Origin of the sequence: Nonlabens sp. YIK11, from assembly GCF_001413925.1 — a bacterium.
In the GTDB taxonomy this organism is placed as follows: domain Bacteria; phylum Bacteroidota; class Bacteroidia; order Flavobacteriales; family Flavobacteriaceae; genus Nonlabens.
The window spans coordinates 1135001-1150935 of the sequence record NZ_LBMJ01000001.1 but is presented as its reverse complement, the minus strand read 5'-3'; the positions used below and the strand labels follow the sequence as shown (position 1 = coordinate 1150935).

Sequence of the window (15935 nt, the reverse complement as noted above, 5' to 3'; positions counted from 1 at the left end):
AATCATGGAGTTTTTATCATTTTTCGATCGAGATACCCTTTATTACATTAAATCTGCCCTAGTTATTTCTGGCGGCTTATTTTGGGTTATTGCCTACCTTCAAGCTATACGGATAGGTTTTTCATCAAAGACCTATTGCATACCGTTTGTCGCCTTATTTCTTAATGTAGGCTGGGAATTGTATAACACCGTACGTGGGTTCATGATTGTAGGATCTTATTTTCTCAATTATATCAATGCGATCTGGTTTATATTGGATCTATTGATTGTTTACACTTTCTATACCTATGGACGCAAATCTTCCCAGAGAAAACCCTACTTCATATGGATTGTGGTAGGATTGTTTCTAACTGGACTCATCATCAATCACATAGGCGCTGTGGTTTACACGCCAAAAATTGGAGCCAATTATGTAGGTCTAGGTATAAACATCATTATGTCCATTCTATTTATCACGAACTTCTTGAAAATGAAAAAGAAATTCACTCACGATCTCATCATTGCCTACAGCAAACTTTTGGGAACCTTTTGCCTTACTCTATTACTGGGCGTTTTTGGTGTGACTCGACTTGGAGGCGTGGATCGCGCCATGCTTGTTTTAGGGATAATCGTCTTTACTTTGGACATTTATTACCTATATCTACTTAGAAAATCTGGATATCGCTTTCGCGAAAGCGTAAACCTCAACACCATCAACGCATAATATAGTATTTTTGAATACGTTCGGGTGTAAATACAAAACGTCCCAAAACCATTTGTTAATTCAGTCAGATTGATGATTATATGAATTTCCTTCTCTATTTTGATCCAGGACTAGGTGCCATGATTGCGCAAGCAGCTATTGCAGCATTTGCTGGGTTTGTACTTTTCTATAAAACCTGCATCAATTTTATAAAAGGATGGTTGGGACTACGTAAAAAAGAAAAGGAAGATTCCTTTGACAAAGCTTACAAAAAGGATCAAACCAAATAACAATGAAGCAACTACCAGCTTCATACAGGGATCCGTCGGGCTTTGTATTCATGGATGGTGGTGTTCTCAAACGCCAGATCAATCCCGTATTTTTTGAAGAATATGATGCCGCGGTTAACTCTGGTATCTATGAAAAGTTGTTTAAAAAAGGATGGTTGATCCAGCATCAAGAAGAATCAAGAGATGAGGAAAAGATAATTCTCGTACCAGAACAAATTCCCTTTATCAATTATCCCTATGAGTGGTGTTTCACTCAATACCAACACGCAGCACAGCTCACCTTGCGTTTACAGATGTTTTTATTGGAACGTGGCTTTTCCCTCAAAGATGCCAGTGCCTTCAACATTACCTTTCATAAAGGCAAGCCCGTTTTTATAGACACCTTGAGTATTGAGCGATACAAGGAAAATGAACCATGGCGCGCATTACAGCAGTTTGAACAACACTTTTTTGGAGTCTTGTTATTGGCAGAAAAACGAGGTGCCCGATACCTCAAGACTCTATCGCATCAGATTAATGGGGTTGATTTGAAAGAAACCGCAAAGCTGCTGAGTTGGAAGACCCGATTTCACCCAGTAATCTATCCCAACATCCACTTGATGGCCAAAAACGACTCAGGTCAGTCAAGTTCATCGCCAGCAAAATCGCCTGAAATCTCAAAAGAATCACAGCTTAAAATATTGAAAGTGCTGGAAATGCACATTGCAGGAATGTCACTGGCAGAGTCAACAGAATGGACCTCTTATTACAACCAGACCAACTACGACCAGACGTCCTTTCAAAAAAAGAAAGAGTTGATCCAGCAATGGAGTAACCAGTTAAATGTAAAAACCGCCATCGATCTAGGTGGCAACGATGGGACATTTGCAAGAGAACTTACCGCAACCATAGAACAAGTGATCGTTAGCGATATCGATCAGGCAGCTATTGATCATTGCTATCAAACCGAATTAGAATCCAGCCACAACAGAGTATTGCCGCTCGTCATCGACTTGATGCAACCTTCACCAGCTATTGGTTTTGGCAATGAAGAAAGAGAGAGTTTTACAGATCGCATCATCAAGTTGCAACCAGAATTGAGCCTGGCGCTGGCGCTTATCCACCACATAACGCTTACCGGCAATGTTCCTTTTGAGATGAGTGCCGCATATTTTGCACAGATAAGCGAGTACCTCATCATTGAGTTTCCAGATCGTGAGGACAGCTGGGTCCAGTTTATTCTCGATAGCAAACGTGATGCTCGTCACCTGTTTGAGAATTATGGATTGTCCGCTTTCGCGAAAGCGTACTCCAAACACTACCATTTTGACAAGGAACAAAAAATCGAGGGAACACACAGGACCTTATTTTTAATGCGCCGCAAATGAAAGAGCGCCTGCTGGAATATCTAAAAAGCGACCGTCATCTATGGTGGAGTGTGACCGTCATTCCTGGGATTTATTGTATTCTATACTTGTATACGAACAATTTCACCCTGGTGAATTCATGGTATCAGCTTATGTGGTGCGTGTTGGTATTTATCGCCTTGCCAGTCGCTGAAATTTTAGTCCTTGATTTTATTTTTAAAAAATGGCTGCCTCGATGGCGTCCACATTTATACTGGTGCTACCTTTTGATCAATTTTGCGCTCATCCTATCGTTTATCGTTTTTGGATACTGGCGTTACAAAGGTTTGGCACTGGTGATCGTAGCCAGTATCATAAGTTCGTTTTTTATTGCCAAACATTATAAAAAATTAGTACTCTTATTTGCCTTAATGTGCGTTGTGGCGGCCTACCAGTTTGTGCATTTTTATGTAGAGCGCGTGGTCTATCGTGAGGATTGGGTCGATACTACTGTTTTTGAAAATATAGAATTCAAGAAGCATCCTAATATTTACTTAATTCAACCAGATGGTTTTGTGAATAAACAGGCGGCTCAATCTAGTTTCTACGATCTGGATCTCAGCGCCTTTTATAGCCGTATGGAAGCTTTAGGATTTGCATTTAATCACGAATATCGTAGTAATTATCCATCAACGCTTACATCCAACTCGGCACTATTTACCGGCCAGCAACATCTATTTGAAAATGGCAATATGGAGAGTGAGTTGTATGGAGCCAGAGATTTGATCGTAGGCAATAATCCAGTAATCTCAACTTTAAAACGTAATGGATACCGCACAAACCTGATCTTACAGCATTCCTATTTGATGCTTAATTTTCCTGAGGTTGCTTATGATTACGTCAACGTTTCAGAGAGTGATCTTTCTGTGCCGTTACCAGATTATTGGCTGGATGCAGATTATATGCAGGATTTTAAAGACCGCATGAACGCAGTCGATGATAGACCGCAGTTCTTTTTTCTGGAGATTTTGGAACCTGGCCACATACCCAACAACGGTATCGCTGCAGATTCTGAAAAATATACAGCAGATTATAAATCGCAACTGCTAAGTGTCACAGAAAAACTGATCCACCTTGTAAATTTCATTGAAGAAAAAGATCCAGATGGTATCATCATTATTGCGGCAGATCATGGTGGATACGTCGGTTTTGAGAATTCATTAGAACCTTATCACACGGTAATAGAAGATCCCGATTTGAAAAGGAGTATTTATGGCAGTCTTTTTGCGATTAAAGCCAAAAATGATTTTTATCGATATGGACCACACATCAAGACCTCCATAACTGTATTTCCAGTCCTATTCCAGTATCTTGCGCAGCAACCACCAATAGATCCTGAATTAGACAACAGCAGCTACATGTTTATTAAAAATGGCTCTGAGCGTGGCGTTTATCAATATTTTGACCCTAATGGCTTACCGATTACAGAACGTCTTGACCCTTAAGACTTTCGCTTTACTATTTTTCTTCTCACAAATTGCCGTCGCGCAATCTTGCGTGTGCTATCAAAAAGATTTGCTTAATGACTTTAAGGATACTGATTTCATAGGTGTCGTAAATGTCTTGGGCAAAAAATCACATCCTTCAGATGCTGATATTGATGTCATTTCCATCTCGACTCAAGAAATCATTAAAGGATCTGAACTATTTGAGTTCTACATTTTCCAAAAGAAAGGAAACGGTAAAAACAATGATCAATGCAAACTTTATCTCAAAGAAGGAGATCAGTTGTTGCTGTATGCCAATCAAAAAGGAGAATATCATTACACCATGCCTTGTTATCGAAATAAGAAATTAGGCAATAATGAGGTCAATTATCAAGCTTCTTTGCAAAACCACCTAAAAATCCTGCGTCAATTAAAACGCTATCAAAAAGAACTTGCCGAAGTGACCACAAGATGTTCTGACGCGATTACTGATATACAGATAGGAAACACCGTAGGTAATATACCACTCACCACAAAACATTCCCGTGTTGGCCTTTACAGTGTGAAGTTTACTGAAGATGATAAAATCGATAGAATCGAGGTCGTTTCAACATTTAACGAAGAGGTTGACAACAAGGTGCGCATCGCGCTAATCAAGAAAAAATGGAAGCCCTGCAAATTGAACGATGATAGAAAATTGATCTTGGGTTACTTCTATACACCAGCTACAAAGTATCGTCAGGCTCACTTAAGCCCGTTGTAGAATGAGTTTTCTTGGTTTTTAGAAAATAGCCACCAGCGATTAGGACGAACAAAAGCAATGGATGAATCAAGAATCTTCTCGTGTAAAAGAGCGCCATTTTTGACAAGGATGCATCAAATTGCAACTCGACTACAAATAAAACGTTGAGTAAAACAAATGCAAATAAATAAACCCACAAGCTGGCTTTGATATAACTGGAAGACCTAAACAAGATCCATAAAATCGCCAGCGAGATCAATCCATTGAACAGGTAGCGCAACGCATTGGACAACAATAACCAGCTCAAATTCATCTCTGGAAACGACATGGATTGAAATGCCCCATGGAAATAATCATCTAAGGGATCATAAAACACCGCTTCTTGAAAATACCGTATGCTTATCAACAAAAGGATAAGGCCTACCAGAGCTAGAACGCGCAATATCGATTTCATGCTTTTTTAGGTTTCCTGATCCAATAGATCCAGAGTAAAATCACGGTGCCATAAATAATTGCTGGGAACGCTATATCGTGGGCAATGGTCTGGTATTCTGGCAACCTCTTGTACACCAGCGCCAAGGAGACCAATCTAGCAAGATTGACCAGGTAGATCAACACAAACCCTATCAATATGAAGAGAATTGTTTTTTTGTACGCTTTCGCAAAAGCGATAACAAAAGCAGCAAACAACAACATCACACTTACCGCATTGCAGCCTTCAATCACCCTAAAAACGATCTTGTCATCAATAAACAACATCACCGAAGGATTGCCTGGTGCATTATAGATCTGGGCATCATAACCCATCCATTGCAAAATGGTTTGTGTTTGCCTGCTCACGGCAGCCGTAATAGGATCTGGATAATTGTAGTCCGTATATTCCAGCTGCAGGTATCCATAATAGGCAAGCGATAGCAATATGTACAGCACGCCAAAGACGATTACAAATTTAAAAACCGGGTAATAAGGTTTGAGACGTTCCAATCAACAATATTTATAACAAAGTTAGTTATTTAAGGCTGTTTCACTCTTAATTTTGCCAGCCTTACAAATGCCCCATGGAAAAGAACGAATTAAAACCTCAAATCACCTCAATCATCGACGGTTCCCATGAACCTGTAGAAAAGATGCAACAAATCTGTGATCTATTGCAGGAAAATTTGCCCACTTACAATTGGGTAGGTTTCTATATGGCGCATGAAACAGAACCTACATTGCACCTGTGGTGCCAGGCCGGCGAACCAACAGATCATACTGTAATTCCTTTTGGAAAAGGAATTTGCGGTCAGGTTGCAGTTTCTAACGAGAATTTTGTGGTAGACGATGTCAATGCGCAGGATAATTACATCGCTTGTAGCATTCACGTTAAAAGCGAGGTCGTGATTCCTTTATTCAAGAATGGGAAAAATATTGGTCAAATTGATATTGACAGTAATACCGTCGCGGCTTTTGATGAGAGCGACGAGCGATTCCTGGAATGGGTTAACGAGCAGGTTGCGACGATTCTCTGAATCTGAATCTCACTATAGACTAATCTCGATTTGCACCGTGAATTGCGGTTATTTCATCCGTTTTAGCTTTGGAGAAGCTTCAATTTTATATTTATTGAGCTGGAATTGACTAGCTAAAACTTACCACTTCTAACGTATTGTTCCCATTTCCACGCAGATGCTAACGCTTCTTTTAATGTGGATTGCGCTTTCCAGCCTAGGACATTATTAGCCCTATCTGTTTGTGCATAGGCAGCGGTAATATCGCCTGCTCGCCTATCAACTATTTTGTAATTGAGTGGTTTACCGGTCACTTGCTCAAAGGTTTTGACGACTTCCATCACACTGGAACCAGTTCCTGTTCCTATATTAAAAGTTTCCATGTTAGATTGGTTCTTGCCATCATTGAGTCGTTCCAACGCAACAACGTGAGCTTTGGCAAGATCTACCACATGAATATAATCGCGTATAGCCGTTCCATCTGCCGTTGGGTAATCATCGCCAAAGACAGACAATTGATCCCTCAATCCTATAGCGGTTTGAGTGATAAAAGGCACTAGGTTTTGTGGTGTTCCTAAAGGCAATTCACCAATTTTAGCCGATTCATGAGCACCTATAGGATTAAAATATCTCAAAGCAATCGCATTAAATTCAGGTGTGACCTTACACAGATCCCGAATGATCTCTTCTCCTATTTGTTTGGTATTGCCATAGGGCGATTCGGCAGGTTGTACAGGTGCGTTTTCAGAAACCGGTAATTCTTCTGCCTGTCCATAAACCGTACAAGAGGAGCTGAATATGAATTTGGCATTCCTACTTTGTAGATTTTGAAGCACAAAAACTAACGCGTTGATGTTATTTTCATAGTACTTCAATGGGTGATCAACACTTTCTCCTACCGCTTTAGAAGCTGCAAAGTGAATCACGTTTTCAATATCGTCATGCTTTTTAAAAAACTCTTTCACATCTTCTTTAACGCGAAGGTCCAACTTTTCAAAAGTGGTTTGAATTCCCGTGATGGATTTGATTTGATCCAATACTTTTATAGAACTGTTTGACAGGTCATCAACAATCACCACTTCATGTCCACGCTCTTGTAATTCTACCACAACGTGAGAACCTATAAAGCCCAAGCCGCCGGTCACCAATACTTTCATAATCGAAACTTTAAATCCAATGCTAAATTAGGTATTAAAACAAAAACGACTGCCTTGTGGCAGTCGTTATCTCATCAAAAGTCTATGTTGTTAATCGGCTAAAAGGCCTCTCGAGATCACAATCTTCTGGATCTCACTAGTTCCTTCATAGATCTGTGTGATTTTTGCGTCGCGCATCAAACGCTCTACATGATATTCCTTTACAAAGCCGTTACCACCATGTACCTGAACTGCTTCCACAGTAACATCCATAGCCACTTGGGAAGCGTAAAGCTTGGCCATGGCACTACTCATATCATAACTGTTGCCTTGGTCTTTATCCCAGGCACTTTTCATAACTAGGTGTCTCGCAGCGGCAATTCTGGTATGCATATCTGCCAACTTGAAAGCAATTGCTTGGTGATTACAAATCTCTGTACCAAAGGCTTTACGCACTTTACTGTAATCACGAGCCAACTCATAAGCACCACTGGCGATACCTAAAGCTTGCGCCGCAATACCTATGCGTCCACCAGAAAGTGTCTTCATCGCAAATTTGAATCCAAAACCGTCTTCTCCTATTCTATTCTCCTTTGGAACCTTAACATCATTGAAAATCAATGAATGTGTGTCGCTACCGCGTATTCCCAACTTATCTTCCTTCACACCTACTTCAAAACCATCCCAACCTTTTTCAACGATAAAGGCGTTGATTCCTTTATGTTTTTTCTCCTTATCAGTTTGTGCAATGACTAGGTAATAGTCTGCGCTATTCCCGTTAGTGATCCAGTTTTTAGTACCATTCAGTACGTAGTGGTCACCTTTATCAATTGCTGTGGTTTTTTGTGAGGTAGCATCACTACCGGCTTCTGGCTCAGATAGACAGAAGGCACCAATTGATTCCCCAGAGGTAAGTTTAGTAAGGTACTTTTCCTTTTGGGCTTCATTCCCATAGGTATCCAGACCCCAACATACAAGTGAGTTATTTACTGATACAATTACAGAGGCACTTGCGTCAACTTTGGAAAGTTCTTCCATCACAAGAACGTAAGAGATAGTGTCCATTCCACCACCACCATACTTAGGATCTGCCATCATTCCTAGAAATCCTAGCTCGCCCATTTTCTTGACTTGTTCCGTCGGGAACTTTTGTAGGTTGTCACGCTCGATCACACCAGGCAACAATTCCATTTTTGCAAAATCTCTGGCGGCATCCCTAATCATTAAATGCTCTTCCGTAAGGCTAAAATCCATCTGTATATTTGTTTTATTTATCTGTCGGCAAATTTACGGTTTCTTGACAGTAACATCCAACCCAAAAAATGCATGAAAGCACAGAACTATAACGTTGTAGGAGTCATGTCTGGCACCTCGCTGGATGGCATTGATTTAGTTCATGTTAACCTGCAGTATTCTGGCAAATGGAGCTTTAAGATCATCCATCAAGATTGTAAAAACTATAGCCTGAAGTGGAAACAAAGACTACAGAAAGGCATTGAACTGAATGCCATCGATTTGAAACAGCTCAATCTTGATTATACCAATCATCTCGCTCTTGTAATAAAGGAGTTTATAGAAGATCATGCGATCGATAACCTTCTTGCCATTTGCTCTCACGGCCATACGATATCTCACGATCCCGCGAACGGTCACACGTTACAAATAGGTAATCTACCACAACTTGCCACACTAACCGGTCATAGAGTAGTTTGTGATTTCAGGGTTCAAGATGTGCAGTTAGGAGGTCAAGGTGCACCGTTAGTTCCTATTGGCGATCGATTGCTTTTTTCAGATTATGAATATTGCCTCAATTTGGGTGGCTTTGCAAACGTTAGCTACGAGCAAAATGGCAACCGTCAGGCGTACGATCTATGTGCCGTGAATGTCGTTTTGAACCACTATGCTCAAAAATTAGGGAAAGAGTATGACGATAATGGCGCTTTCGCGAAAGCGGGAACTCCACAATCCACTATCCTCAAACAACTGGCAGCGTTGCCCTATTATGACCTGCCTGCACCCAAGTCCTTGGGAATCGAATGGGTCAATGCCTATATATTTCCCATTCTAGATCAACTCGAAGATTCTAGGGATGTGATCGCAACCTACACACAGCACATCGCGCAGATCATTTCTCACAGTCTTCCAGATCACAGCCGCGTGGTGGTCACTGGTGGTGGAGCATATAATGACTATCTCATCCATTTAATTGACCATAACAGAGCGCAAAAACTACACCTGCCAGCTCCAGAAATTATCGATATGAAAGAAGCGATAATATTTGCATTGCTGGGCGTGCTGCGATTGCGCAACGAGAACAACTGCCTTGCCAGCGTGACCGGTGCATTGCACGACCATTGCGGCGGTAAAATATATACTCCATAACAAATTGCGAAAATTCCCCAAAACGATATATGCTTTTTTATATTTGTGGGATAAGCCAATGCTGAATGAAAGAACTCCTAAAACGCTATGAAAACGCAGATCCTGAAATCGTCTTTCACTGGAATGATCCAGAAACAGACGCCGAAGGCTGGACAGTAATCAATAGCCTACGAGGTGGCGCAGCAGGTGGCGGAACCCGCATGAGAATAGGACTGGATCAAAATGAAGTCCTGTCTCTAGCCAAGACTATGGAGATCAAGTTTACGGTTTCAGGACCGGCCATAGGTGGTGCTAAATCTGGAATCAACTTTGACCCTCAAGATCCACGCAAGAAAGGCGTTTTGGAACGTTGGTACAAAGCCGTTTCGCCTCTACTTAAAAGCTACTATGGAACTGGCGGCGATCTTAATGTTGATGAGATCCATGAGGTAATTCCCATAACTGAAGAAAGTGGTGTGTGGCACCCACAAGAAGGTGTATTTACGGGTCATTTTGCCCCAACGATTGCAGATAAGATCAACCGTATAGGCCAGCTTAGACAAGGCGTGATCAAGGTAATTGAAAACCCAGATTACTCTCCTGACGTTTCCAGGAAGTACACGGTCGCAGACATGATTACCGGCTACGGTGTGGCAGAGGCTGCCCGACATTATTACGATATCTATGGTGGTGAAATCAAAGGTAAGCGTGCGGTAGTTCAAGGATTTGGTAACGTAGGAAGCGCTGCAGCCTTTTACCTTGCACAATCTGGAGCCAAAATCGTCGGGATTATTGATAGCGCTGGTGGTTTGATCAATGAAGACGGTTATAGCTTTGAAGAGATCAAGCAGCTTTTTCTCAATAAAAACGGGAACCAATTAAAGGCAGATAACTTGATTCCCTTTAAGGAAGCAAATGAAGCTATCTACTCCTTACAAACTGAAATTTTTGCACCTTGCGCAGCATCACGATTGATCAGTAAAGAGCAGATTGATCAAATGATCGACTCTGGACTGGAAGTGATTTCATGCGGCGCCAATGTGCCTTTTGCTGATAAAGAAATTTTCTTTGGATCCATCATGGAATATACTGATGAGAAAGTCAGTTTGATTCCAGACTTTATTTCAAATTGCGGTATGGCAAGAGTTTTTGCCTACTTCATGGAACGTAAAGTCCAGATGACTGACGAGGCGATTTTTAATGATACCAGCATGACGATAAGAAATGCCATCCAAAATACTTTTAATAACAATAGTTCAAAAACGCAAATAAGCAGCACCGCTTTTGAAATTGCACTTAAACAACTTACATAAATGTTCAAATCTTTTCTAGGTAACAGCCCAGTATGGTTCAAGACAACCATGCTTTCTTTTTTAGTGTTAAACACCGTTTTATTTTTTGTGGTTAGTGGTACCACCATGGGATGGATCTTCATAGCAGAATTTATTTTCTGTCTCGCCATGGCCCTTAAATGTTATCCACTACAATCTGGTGGATTGCTTGCCTTACAGGTCTTGTTTTTAGGATTGACACATCCTATGTATAAGATAGACCACGATACTCATGAAGCGGTACTCGATGAAGCTGGAAACCACGTTTTAGGTGGTGTCTATGCAGAAGTTGCCCAAAACCTGGAAGTAATCCTTCTTTTGGTTTTCATGGTGGCTGGTATCTATTTCATGAAACCTTTACTCATGTACATCTTTGTAAAGGTGTTCACTAAGATCAAGAGTAAAATTGTCCTTTCTCTTTTCTTTGTTGGGTTGAGTGCTGTTTTATCTGCATTTCTCGATGCACTTACGGTAACTGCTGTTTTGATAAGCGTTGGACTAGGTTTTTATAATGTATACCACAAGATTCACTCCAGCGATCTGGATCTGGATAATGACAACACCCTAGATAGGGAACAATTGAGCGGTGAGACTCTGGAGAAATTCCGTTCGTTTTTGCGCAGTCTTGTTATGCATGGGGTTGTAGGTACGGCACTAGGTGGAGTTTGTACCATCGTAGGAGAGCCACAAAACCTGTTGATAGGAACTAAAATGAACTGGGACTTTGTAGAGTTCTTTACGGTAATGGCTCCTATTACCATTCCTGTATTGATTGCAGGATTGCTAACGACGGTTTTGTTGGAAACCACTAAGACTTTCGGTTTTGGTCAAAAAATGCCTCCAGTCGTTCGTCAAATTATTGAAGGATGGATGGAGAAACGTGATAAGGAACGTACCAAAAAAGAGAAGTATGCCCTTGTCGTTCAAGGAGTATCGGCTGTTTTATTGATTACTGCTCTCGCACTTCACATCGCACCGGTTGGATTCATAGGGCTTGCCTTGATCGTAGTTCAAACAGCATTCATGGGTATCACAGATGAGCACAGTCTAGGTAAAGCCTTTGAAGAGGCGCTACCATTTACTGGTCTTCTTGTGGTATTCTTTGTGATCGTGGCCATGATCCATGATCAGCATCTTTTTGCACCAATTATTGAATGGGCGTTGAATCAGGATCCAGGAAATCAACCCGCCATATTCTATCTAGCCAATGGTGTGCTAAGTATGATCTCTGACAACGTATTTGTTGCCACGGTTTACATTAATGAGGTCACGGCAGCCTATGAAGCCGGTAAAATCACCAGAGAAAGCTATGAGCACCTTGCGATTGCCATCAATACGGGTACTAACTTGCCTAGTGTCGCCACGCCTAATGGTCAGGCCGCATTTTTGTTCCTATTGACATCGGCGCTTGCTCCAGTGATCAACCTTTCCTACGGTAGAATGGCCAAAATGGCTCTTCCCTACACCATTGTATTGACGCTCGTGGGCCTCGCGATGGTGGTGTATTATTTGTAGGATTGATGATGGGTCCGCTTTCGCGAAAGCGAACTATTCCAAAACCACGCACTATAATAACATCTTGTGCGTTATCTAAAAAATTGATTTAACCAACATTTGTATGATCCAAGATTTGACTACCGATTTAGAATCGCAACAACCTATCGTTGAAGAGAAAACGCTATCGCTTTACGACCTTGTTGCCAGCGGTGGCGTGGCAGGAACTATCATTATCGTGATATTGCTCATTCTGCTTTTTGTAGCTCTATATATTTACTTTGAACGCCTTTTTAAAATCAAGGCAAGCTCAAAAATCGACAGCAACTTCATGCTACAAATCAAGGATCATGTGACTAATGGCCGCATTGACAGTGCAAAAATGCTGTGTGCCAAAGAAGGTTCGCCAGTGGCTCGCCTTACGGAAAAAGGGATAAGCCGTATAGGATCACCGCTGGAAGATATCAATAGCGCGATAGAAAATGCCGGGAAGCTTGAAGTGTACAAACTTGAGAAAAATGTGAGTGTTCTTGCTACTATTGCTGGAGCTGCACCTATGATAGGATTTTTGGGAACGGTAATAGGTATGGTTTTGGCATTTCACACCTTGGCTACTAGCGGTGGTCAGGCTGAAATGGGCACACTTGCCGAAGGTATCTATACCGCTATGACAACCACTGTAGCTGGTTTGATCGTGGGAATTATCGCTTACATAGGTTACAACCACCTGGTAGTAAAGACAGATAAAGTGGTTCATCAAATGGAGGCCAATGCTGTTGACTTTCTAGATCTACTTAACGAACCCGCTTAATATGAACTTAAGAGGAAGAAATAAAGTGAGTCCCGAGTTCTCGATGTCTTCCATGACTGACATCGTGTTTCTACTGTTGGTATTCTTTTTGCTTACGTCACCATCCATCACGCCAGAGGCGTTGGATTTGATATTACCTAAAGCAAGTGGTAAAAGCTCCAATGTGCAGAATGCATCGGTCAGCATTTCCAGAGAAGGTGCTTTCTATGTAAATGCCACTGAGGTTGCGCCAGAAAATATGGAAGCGGAATTGATCAAGGTGATGGAAGGACAAGAAGATCCAACGATCATTTTAAGAGCAGATGGAGAAACTGCCATTAACAGCGCCGTAAAAGTAATGGACATCGCTAATAGAAATAAATTCAAAATCATACTGGCCGTCAAACCCGAATAAGATGAGTTTTTTAGATACAAAAGAGAAACGTAAGTCATTTGCCATATCTGCTGGGATAATGGCAGCGCTACTTTTGTTTTTTGTTTTTGTGACTGTTTTCACGGTTTTGGACCCGCCAGAGGAAAGTGGAATCGCTGTCAATTTTGGAAATACTGACGTAGGATCTGGACCGATCGAGCCAGCAAGACCTACAAAGGTAAACCCAGAAAAATCACCATCAGAATCTACCCAAGAAGCTTCTAGTGCAGAAAACATCATCACATCAGAAGATGTTGATGACAAGCCAGTAATCGAATCACAACCTACACCACAAGAAAACAAGCCAACTAAGAAGCCTGTTGACAAACCGGTGAAAAAACCAGAGCCAAAACCAGATACTTCTGTACTGGATGCTTTGAATAATGTGACTGGCAGTAAACCGGCAAGTGGTGAAAACAACAGCGGTGAAGGTCCAGGCGATGGCCCTGGAAATAAAGGAGACATCAACGGTGATCCTTATGCCAACACGTATTATGGCAATCCAGGTAACGGCCAAGGTGGAAAGGGTTACGGTTTAAGCGGTCGTGGTAAAGTAGGCGGTCGCGGGATCGAGCCAGATTGTATCGAAACAGGAACCGTTATTGTACAAATAGAAGTAAATCGTAGTGGTAGTGTTGTTAAGGCAACGCCAGGTGTCAAAGGAACTACAAACCGTGCGGCTTGCTTGTTAGATGCTGCTCGTAAATCTGCCATGACCTATAAATTTAGCGCGGCTGCAGAGGCTCGAGACATTCAAATAGGTTTCATAGAAATTATCTTTAAGGTAGGTGAGTAAAATGATGACCTATGAACAGACCACGGAATGGATGTTCAAACAGCTACCCATGTATCAGCAGGTTGGGAAATCTGCTTACAAAAAGGATCTTTCAAACTCCATAGCTCTAGATGAGTATTTGGATCATCCTCATCAATACTACAAAACAATTCACGTAGCAGGCACTAATGGCAAAGGGACCACCTGCCACATGATTTCTGCTGTTCTACAAGCCGCAGGTTATAAAGTTGGACTCTATACATCGCCACATTTAAAAGATTTTAGAGAACGTATTAAAATCAACGGCGAGATGATATCTCAGCAAGAGGTAATTCAATTTATTGGCGATCATAAGACATATCTGGAATCAAACAGTCTTTCGTTCTTTGAAATGACGGTAGGAATGGCATTTGAAGCATTTAGAAAGCATCAGGTCGATTATGCAGTTATTGAGACTGGTCTAGGTGGCAGATTAGATTCTACTAACATCATTACTCCTATCCTTTCGATCATTACCTCTATTGATCTGGATCATACAGATCTACTGGGTGATACTTTAGAAAAGATTGCTTTTGAAAAGTCTGGTATCATAAAGAAGAATGTACCCGTAGTGATCAATGAAAAAAGATCGCATTTGAGACAATTCTTTCAGGATAGAGCTAATGAGGTAGGTGCTGATCTTTATTTCGCTTATAGCGAAAGCGAATATTCAAACGACATATTTAATCACATAACAACTGAAGAGCAAAACCGAGACTTGGTAAAAAAGGCCTTAAGTGTATTGAAAGGCAAATACAAAATTAATTTAAACCCAAATCAAGTTTCCGAAGGTCTTAAAAACTATAGAGAACTGACAAATTTCATGGGTCGTTATCAAACTATATCCACGAATCCAAAGGTGATAGCAGATGTAGCCCATAACCCTAGCGGATTGAAAATGCTTATTGAAAAGGTAGAAAAGGAATCTTATAGAAAATTACATATTGTGTTTGGCGCAGTGGAAGGTAAACGACTAGATGAAAGCTTAATAGTTTTACCGCAAGATGCAGAATACTATTTGTGTTCACCATCTATTTCCAGAGCGGTTCCAGTGACGAAACTAGAAAAACAGTTCACCACTAGGCGTGAACTTAAAAACAATGCTTACGATAGTGTAGAATTAGCTTTAAAAGGCGCTTTGAGTAACACAGACGAAGACGACTTAATATTAGTCACTGGAAGTACGTTTGTTGTTAGTGAAATAATTTAATAAATAGCTTGCCAGTTTCATTACTACTATTATATTTGCAATCCGAAATTGGGGCGCGTAGCTCAGTTGGTTCAGAGCACTTGGTTTACACCCAAGGGGTCAGGGGTTCGAATCCCTTCGCGCCCACCAGTAAAGATCCCTCAACATGATGTTGGGGGATTTTTTTTATTCCACCGATCTTACATCGTACCAACCGACCTTGGGATATTCTATCCTTTTGATCCCTGTAATTGGACCTATCTATATCGGTGACTTTATTGATGCACCACTGCACCATCCGTTCCAGACATTCCCTTTCAAAGAAATAAAACCTTAAACTGATTTATGGTTGGTAAGTTGCCCAAAAGATT

Annotated in this window: 17 protein-coding genes and 1 tRNA gene; 14 read left to right on the top strand and 4 right to left on the bottom strand. The window is 41.2% G+C overall.

Annotation, left to right across the window (positions count from 1 at the left end; all coding sequences use genetic code 11):
* The first annotated feature begins 4 nt into the window (after positions 1-4).
* From AAU57_RS05200 to AAU57_RS05180, 5 genes are all read left to right on the top strand, one after another.
* A complete protein-coding gene (locus AAU57_RS05200) occupies positions 5-703 on the top strand; it encodes a hypothetical protein (protein WP_156340003.1) in 699 nt (232 codons plus the stop codon).
* Between the two features lie 80 nt (positions 704-783).
* A complete protein-coding gene (locus tag AAU57_RS05195) occupies positions 784-972 on the top strand; it encodes a hypothetical protein (protein WP_055411907.1) in 189 nt (62 codons plus the stop codon).
* A gap of 2 nt (positions 973-974) precedes the next feature.
* Positions 975-2339: a hypothetical protein gene (locus AAU57_RS05190; protein ID WP_055411906.1), complete on the top strand. Its 1365-nt coding sequence runs from the start codon at positions 975-977 to the stop codon at positions 2337-2339.
* On the top strand, positions 2336-3802 hold the full coding sequence (locus tag AAU57_RS05185; protein WP_055411905.1) for a sulfatase-like hydrolase/transferase: 1467 nt from the start codon (positions 2336-2338) through the stop codon (positions 3800-3802). Before AAU57_RS05190 ends, AAU57_RS05185 begins: the two co-directional genes overlap by 4 nt.
* A complete protein-coding gene (locus AAU57_RS05180) occupies positions 3768-4547 on the top strand; it encodes a hypothetical protein (RefSeq protein WP_156340002.1) in 780 nt (259 codons plus the stop codon). The genes AAU57_RS05185 and AAU57_RS05180 overlap by 35 nt, the downstream gene beginning before the upstream one ends.
* On the opposite strand, the gene AAU57_RS05175 is transcribed toward AAU57_RS05180, so the two are convergent.
* The gene (locus AAU57_RS05175; RefSeq protein WP_055411903.1) at positions 4510-4980 is read right to left on the bottom strand and encodes an exosortase F system-associated membrane protein; all 471 of its coding nucleotides are present in this window, start codon (positions 4978-4980) and stop codon (positions 4510-4512) included. The genes AAU57_RS05180 and AAU57_RS05175 overlap by 38 nt on opposite strands.
* The gene (gene xrtF, locus AAU57_RS05170) at positions 4977-5510 is read right to left on the bottom strand and encodes an exosortase family protein XrtF (protein WP_055411902.1); all 534 of its coding nucleotides are present in this window, start codon (positions 5508-5510) and stop codon (positions 4977-4979) included. The genes AAU57_RS05175 and xrtF overlap by 4 nt, the downstream gene beginning before the upstream one ends.
* A 74-nt stretch (positions 5511-5584) precedes the next feature.
* Between xrtF and AAU57_RS05165 the strand changes: the two genes are divergently transcribed.
* Positions 5585-6037 (top strand): GAF domain-containing protein, encoded by a 453-nt coding sequence (locus tag AAU57_RS05165; RefSeq protein ID WP_055411901.1) that lies wholly within the window; start codon positions 5585-5587, stop codon positions 6035-6037.
* Between the two features lie 113 nt (positions 6038-6150).
* On the opposite strand, the gene galE is transcribed toward AAU57_RS05165, so the two are convergent.
* Complete coding sequence (gene galE, locus AAU57_RS05160) at positions 6151-7173, bottom strand: UDP-glucose 4-epimerase GalE (RefSeq protein ID WP_055411900.1); 1023 nt, start codon at positions 7171-7173, stop codon at positions 6151-6153.
* 90 nt (positions 7174-7263) lie between these two features.
* Positions 7264-8406 carry an acyl-CoA dehydrogenase gene (locus tag AAU57_RS05155; RefSeq protein ID WP_055411899.1) on the bottom strand — a complete coding sequence of 381 codons (1143 nt, stop codon included), beginning with the start codon at positions 8404-8406 and terminating at the stop codon, positions 7264-7266.
* A 72-nt stretch (positions 8407-8478) separates the two neighbouring features.
* Here AAU57_RS05155 and AAU57_RS05150 point away from each other — a divergent pair, with 72 nt between their 5' ends.
* From AAU57_RS05150 to AAU57_RS05115, 8 genes are all read left to right on the top strand, one after another.
* Positions 8479-9534: an anhydro-N-acetylmuramic acid kinase gene (locus AAU57_RS05150; protein WP_055411898.1), complete on the top strand. Its 1056-nt coding sequence runs from the start codon at positions 8479-8481 to the stop codon at positions 9532-9534.
* A gap of 65 nt (positions 9535-9599) precedes the next feature.
* Positions 9600-10826, top strand: a complete 1227-nt coding sequence (locus AAU57_RS05145) for a Glu/Leu/Phe/Val dehydrogenase dimerization domain-containing protein (RefSeq protein WP_055411897.1) — start codon at positions 9600-9602, stop codon at positions 10824-10826.
* On the top strand, positions 10827-12359 hold the full coding sequence (gene nhaB, locus AAU57_RS05140) for a sodium/proton antiporter NhaB (RefSeq protein WP_055411896.1): 1533 nt from the start codon (positions 10827-10829) through the stop codon (positions 12357-12359).
* A gap of 103 nt (positions 12360-12462) precedes the next feature.
* Positions 12463-13149 (top strand): MotA/TolQ/ExbB proton channel family protein, encoded by a 687-nt coding sequence (locus AAU57_RS05135; RefSeq protein ID WP_055411895.1) that lies wholly within the window; start codon positions 12463-12465, stop codon positions 13147-13149.
* Between the two features lies 1 nt (position 13150).
* Positions 13151-13543, top strand: coding sequence for an ExbD/TolR family protein (locus AAU57_RS05130; protein WP_055411894.1), 393 nt, complete (start codon positions 13151-13153; stop codon positions 13541-13543).
* A gap of 1 nt (position 13544) precedes the next feature.
* Positions 13545-14357, top strand: coding sequence for a hypothetical protein (locus AAU57_RS05125; protein WP_055411893.1), 813 nt, complete (start codon positions 13545-13547; stop codon positions 14355-14357).
* A gap of 1 nt (position 14358) precedes the next feature.
* A complete protein-coding gene (locus tag AAU57_RS05120) occupies positions 14359-15585 on the top strand; it encodes a bifunctional folylpolyglutamate synthase/dihydrofolate synthase (protein WP_231717839.1) in 1227 nt (408 codons plus the stop codon).
* 51 nt (positions 15586-15636) lie between these two features.
* Positions 15637-15714, top strand: a tRNA-Val gene (locus AAU57_RS05115).
* The last annotated feature ends 221 nt before the right edge of the window (positions 15715-15935 follow it).

What these genes read in the sequence shown, in the direction of transcription:
- AAU57_RS05200 (WP_156340003.1), top strand. Translation starts at nt 5, where the DNA reads ATGGAGTTTTTATCATTTTTCGATCGAGATACCCTTTATTACATTAAA.
- AAU57_RS05195 (WP_055411907.1), top strand. Translation starts at nt 784, where the DNA reads ATGAATTTCCTTCTCTATTTTGATCCAGGACTAGGTGCCATGATTGCG.
- AAU57_RS05190 (WP_055411906.1), top strand. Translation starts at nt 975, where the DNA reads ATGAAGCAACTACCAGCTTCATACAGGGATCCGTCGGGCTTTGTATTC.
- AAU57_RS05185 (WP_055411905.1), top strand. Translation starts at nt 2,336, where the DNA reads ATGAAAGAGCGCCTGCTGGAATATCTAAAAAGCGACCGTCATCTATGG.
- AAU57_RS05180 (WP_156340002.1), top strand. Translation starts at nt 3,768, where the DNA reads ATGGCTTACCGATTACAGAACGTCTTGACCCTTAAGACTTTCGCTTTA.
- AAU57_RS05175 (WP_055411903.1), bottom strand. Translation starts at nt 4,980, where the DNA reads ATGAAATCGATATTGCGCGTTCTAGCTCTGGTAGGCCTTATCCTTTTG.
- AAU57_RS05165 (WP_055411901.1), top strand. Translation starts at nt 5,585, where the DNA reads ATGGAAAAGAACGAATTAAAACCTCAAATCACCTCAATCATCGACGGT.
- galE (WP_055411900.1), bottom strand. Translation starts at nt 7,173, where the DNA reads ATGAAAGTATTGGTGACCGGCGGCTTGGGCTTTATAGGTTCTCACGTT.
- AAU57_RS05155 (WP_055411899.1), bottom strand. Translation starts at nt 8,406, where the DNA reads ATGGATTTTAGCCTTACGGAAGAGCATTTAATGATTAGGGATGCCGCC.
- AAU57_RS05150 (WP_055411898.1), top strand. Translation starts at nt 8,479, where the DNA reads ATGAAAGCACAGAACTATAACGTTGTAGGAGTCATGTCTGGCACCTCG.
- AAU57_RS05145 (WP_055411897.1), top strand. Translation starts at nt 9,600, where the DNA reads ATGAAAGAACTCCTAAAACGCTATGAAAACGCAGATCCTGAAATCGTC.
- nhaB (WP_055411896.1), top strand. Translation starts at nt 10,827, where the DNA reads ATGTTCAAATCTTTTCTAGGTAACAGCCCAGTATGGTTCAAGACAACC.
- AAU57_RS05135 (WP_055411895.1), top strand. Translation starts at nt 12,463, where the DNA reads ATGATCCAAGATTTGACTACCGATTTAGAATCGCAACAACCTATCGTT.
- AAU57_RS05130 (WP_055411894.1), top strand. Translation starts at nt 13,151, where the DNA reads ATGAACTTAAGAGGAAGAAATAAAGTGAGTCCCGAGTTCTCGATGTCT.
- AAU57_RS05125 (WP_055411893.1), top strand. Translation starts at nt 13,545, where the DNA reads ATGAGTTTTTTAGATACAAAAGAGAAACGTAAGTCATTTGCCATATCT.
- AAU57_RS05120 (WP_231717839.1), top strand. Translation starts at nt 14,359, where the DNA reads ATGATGACCTATGAACAGACCACGGAATGGATGTTCAAACAGCTACCC.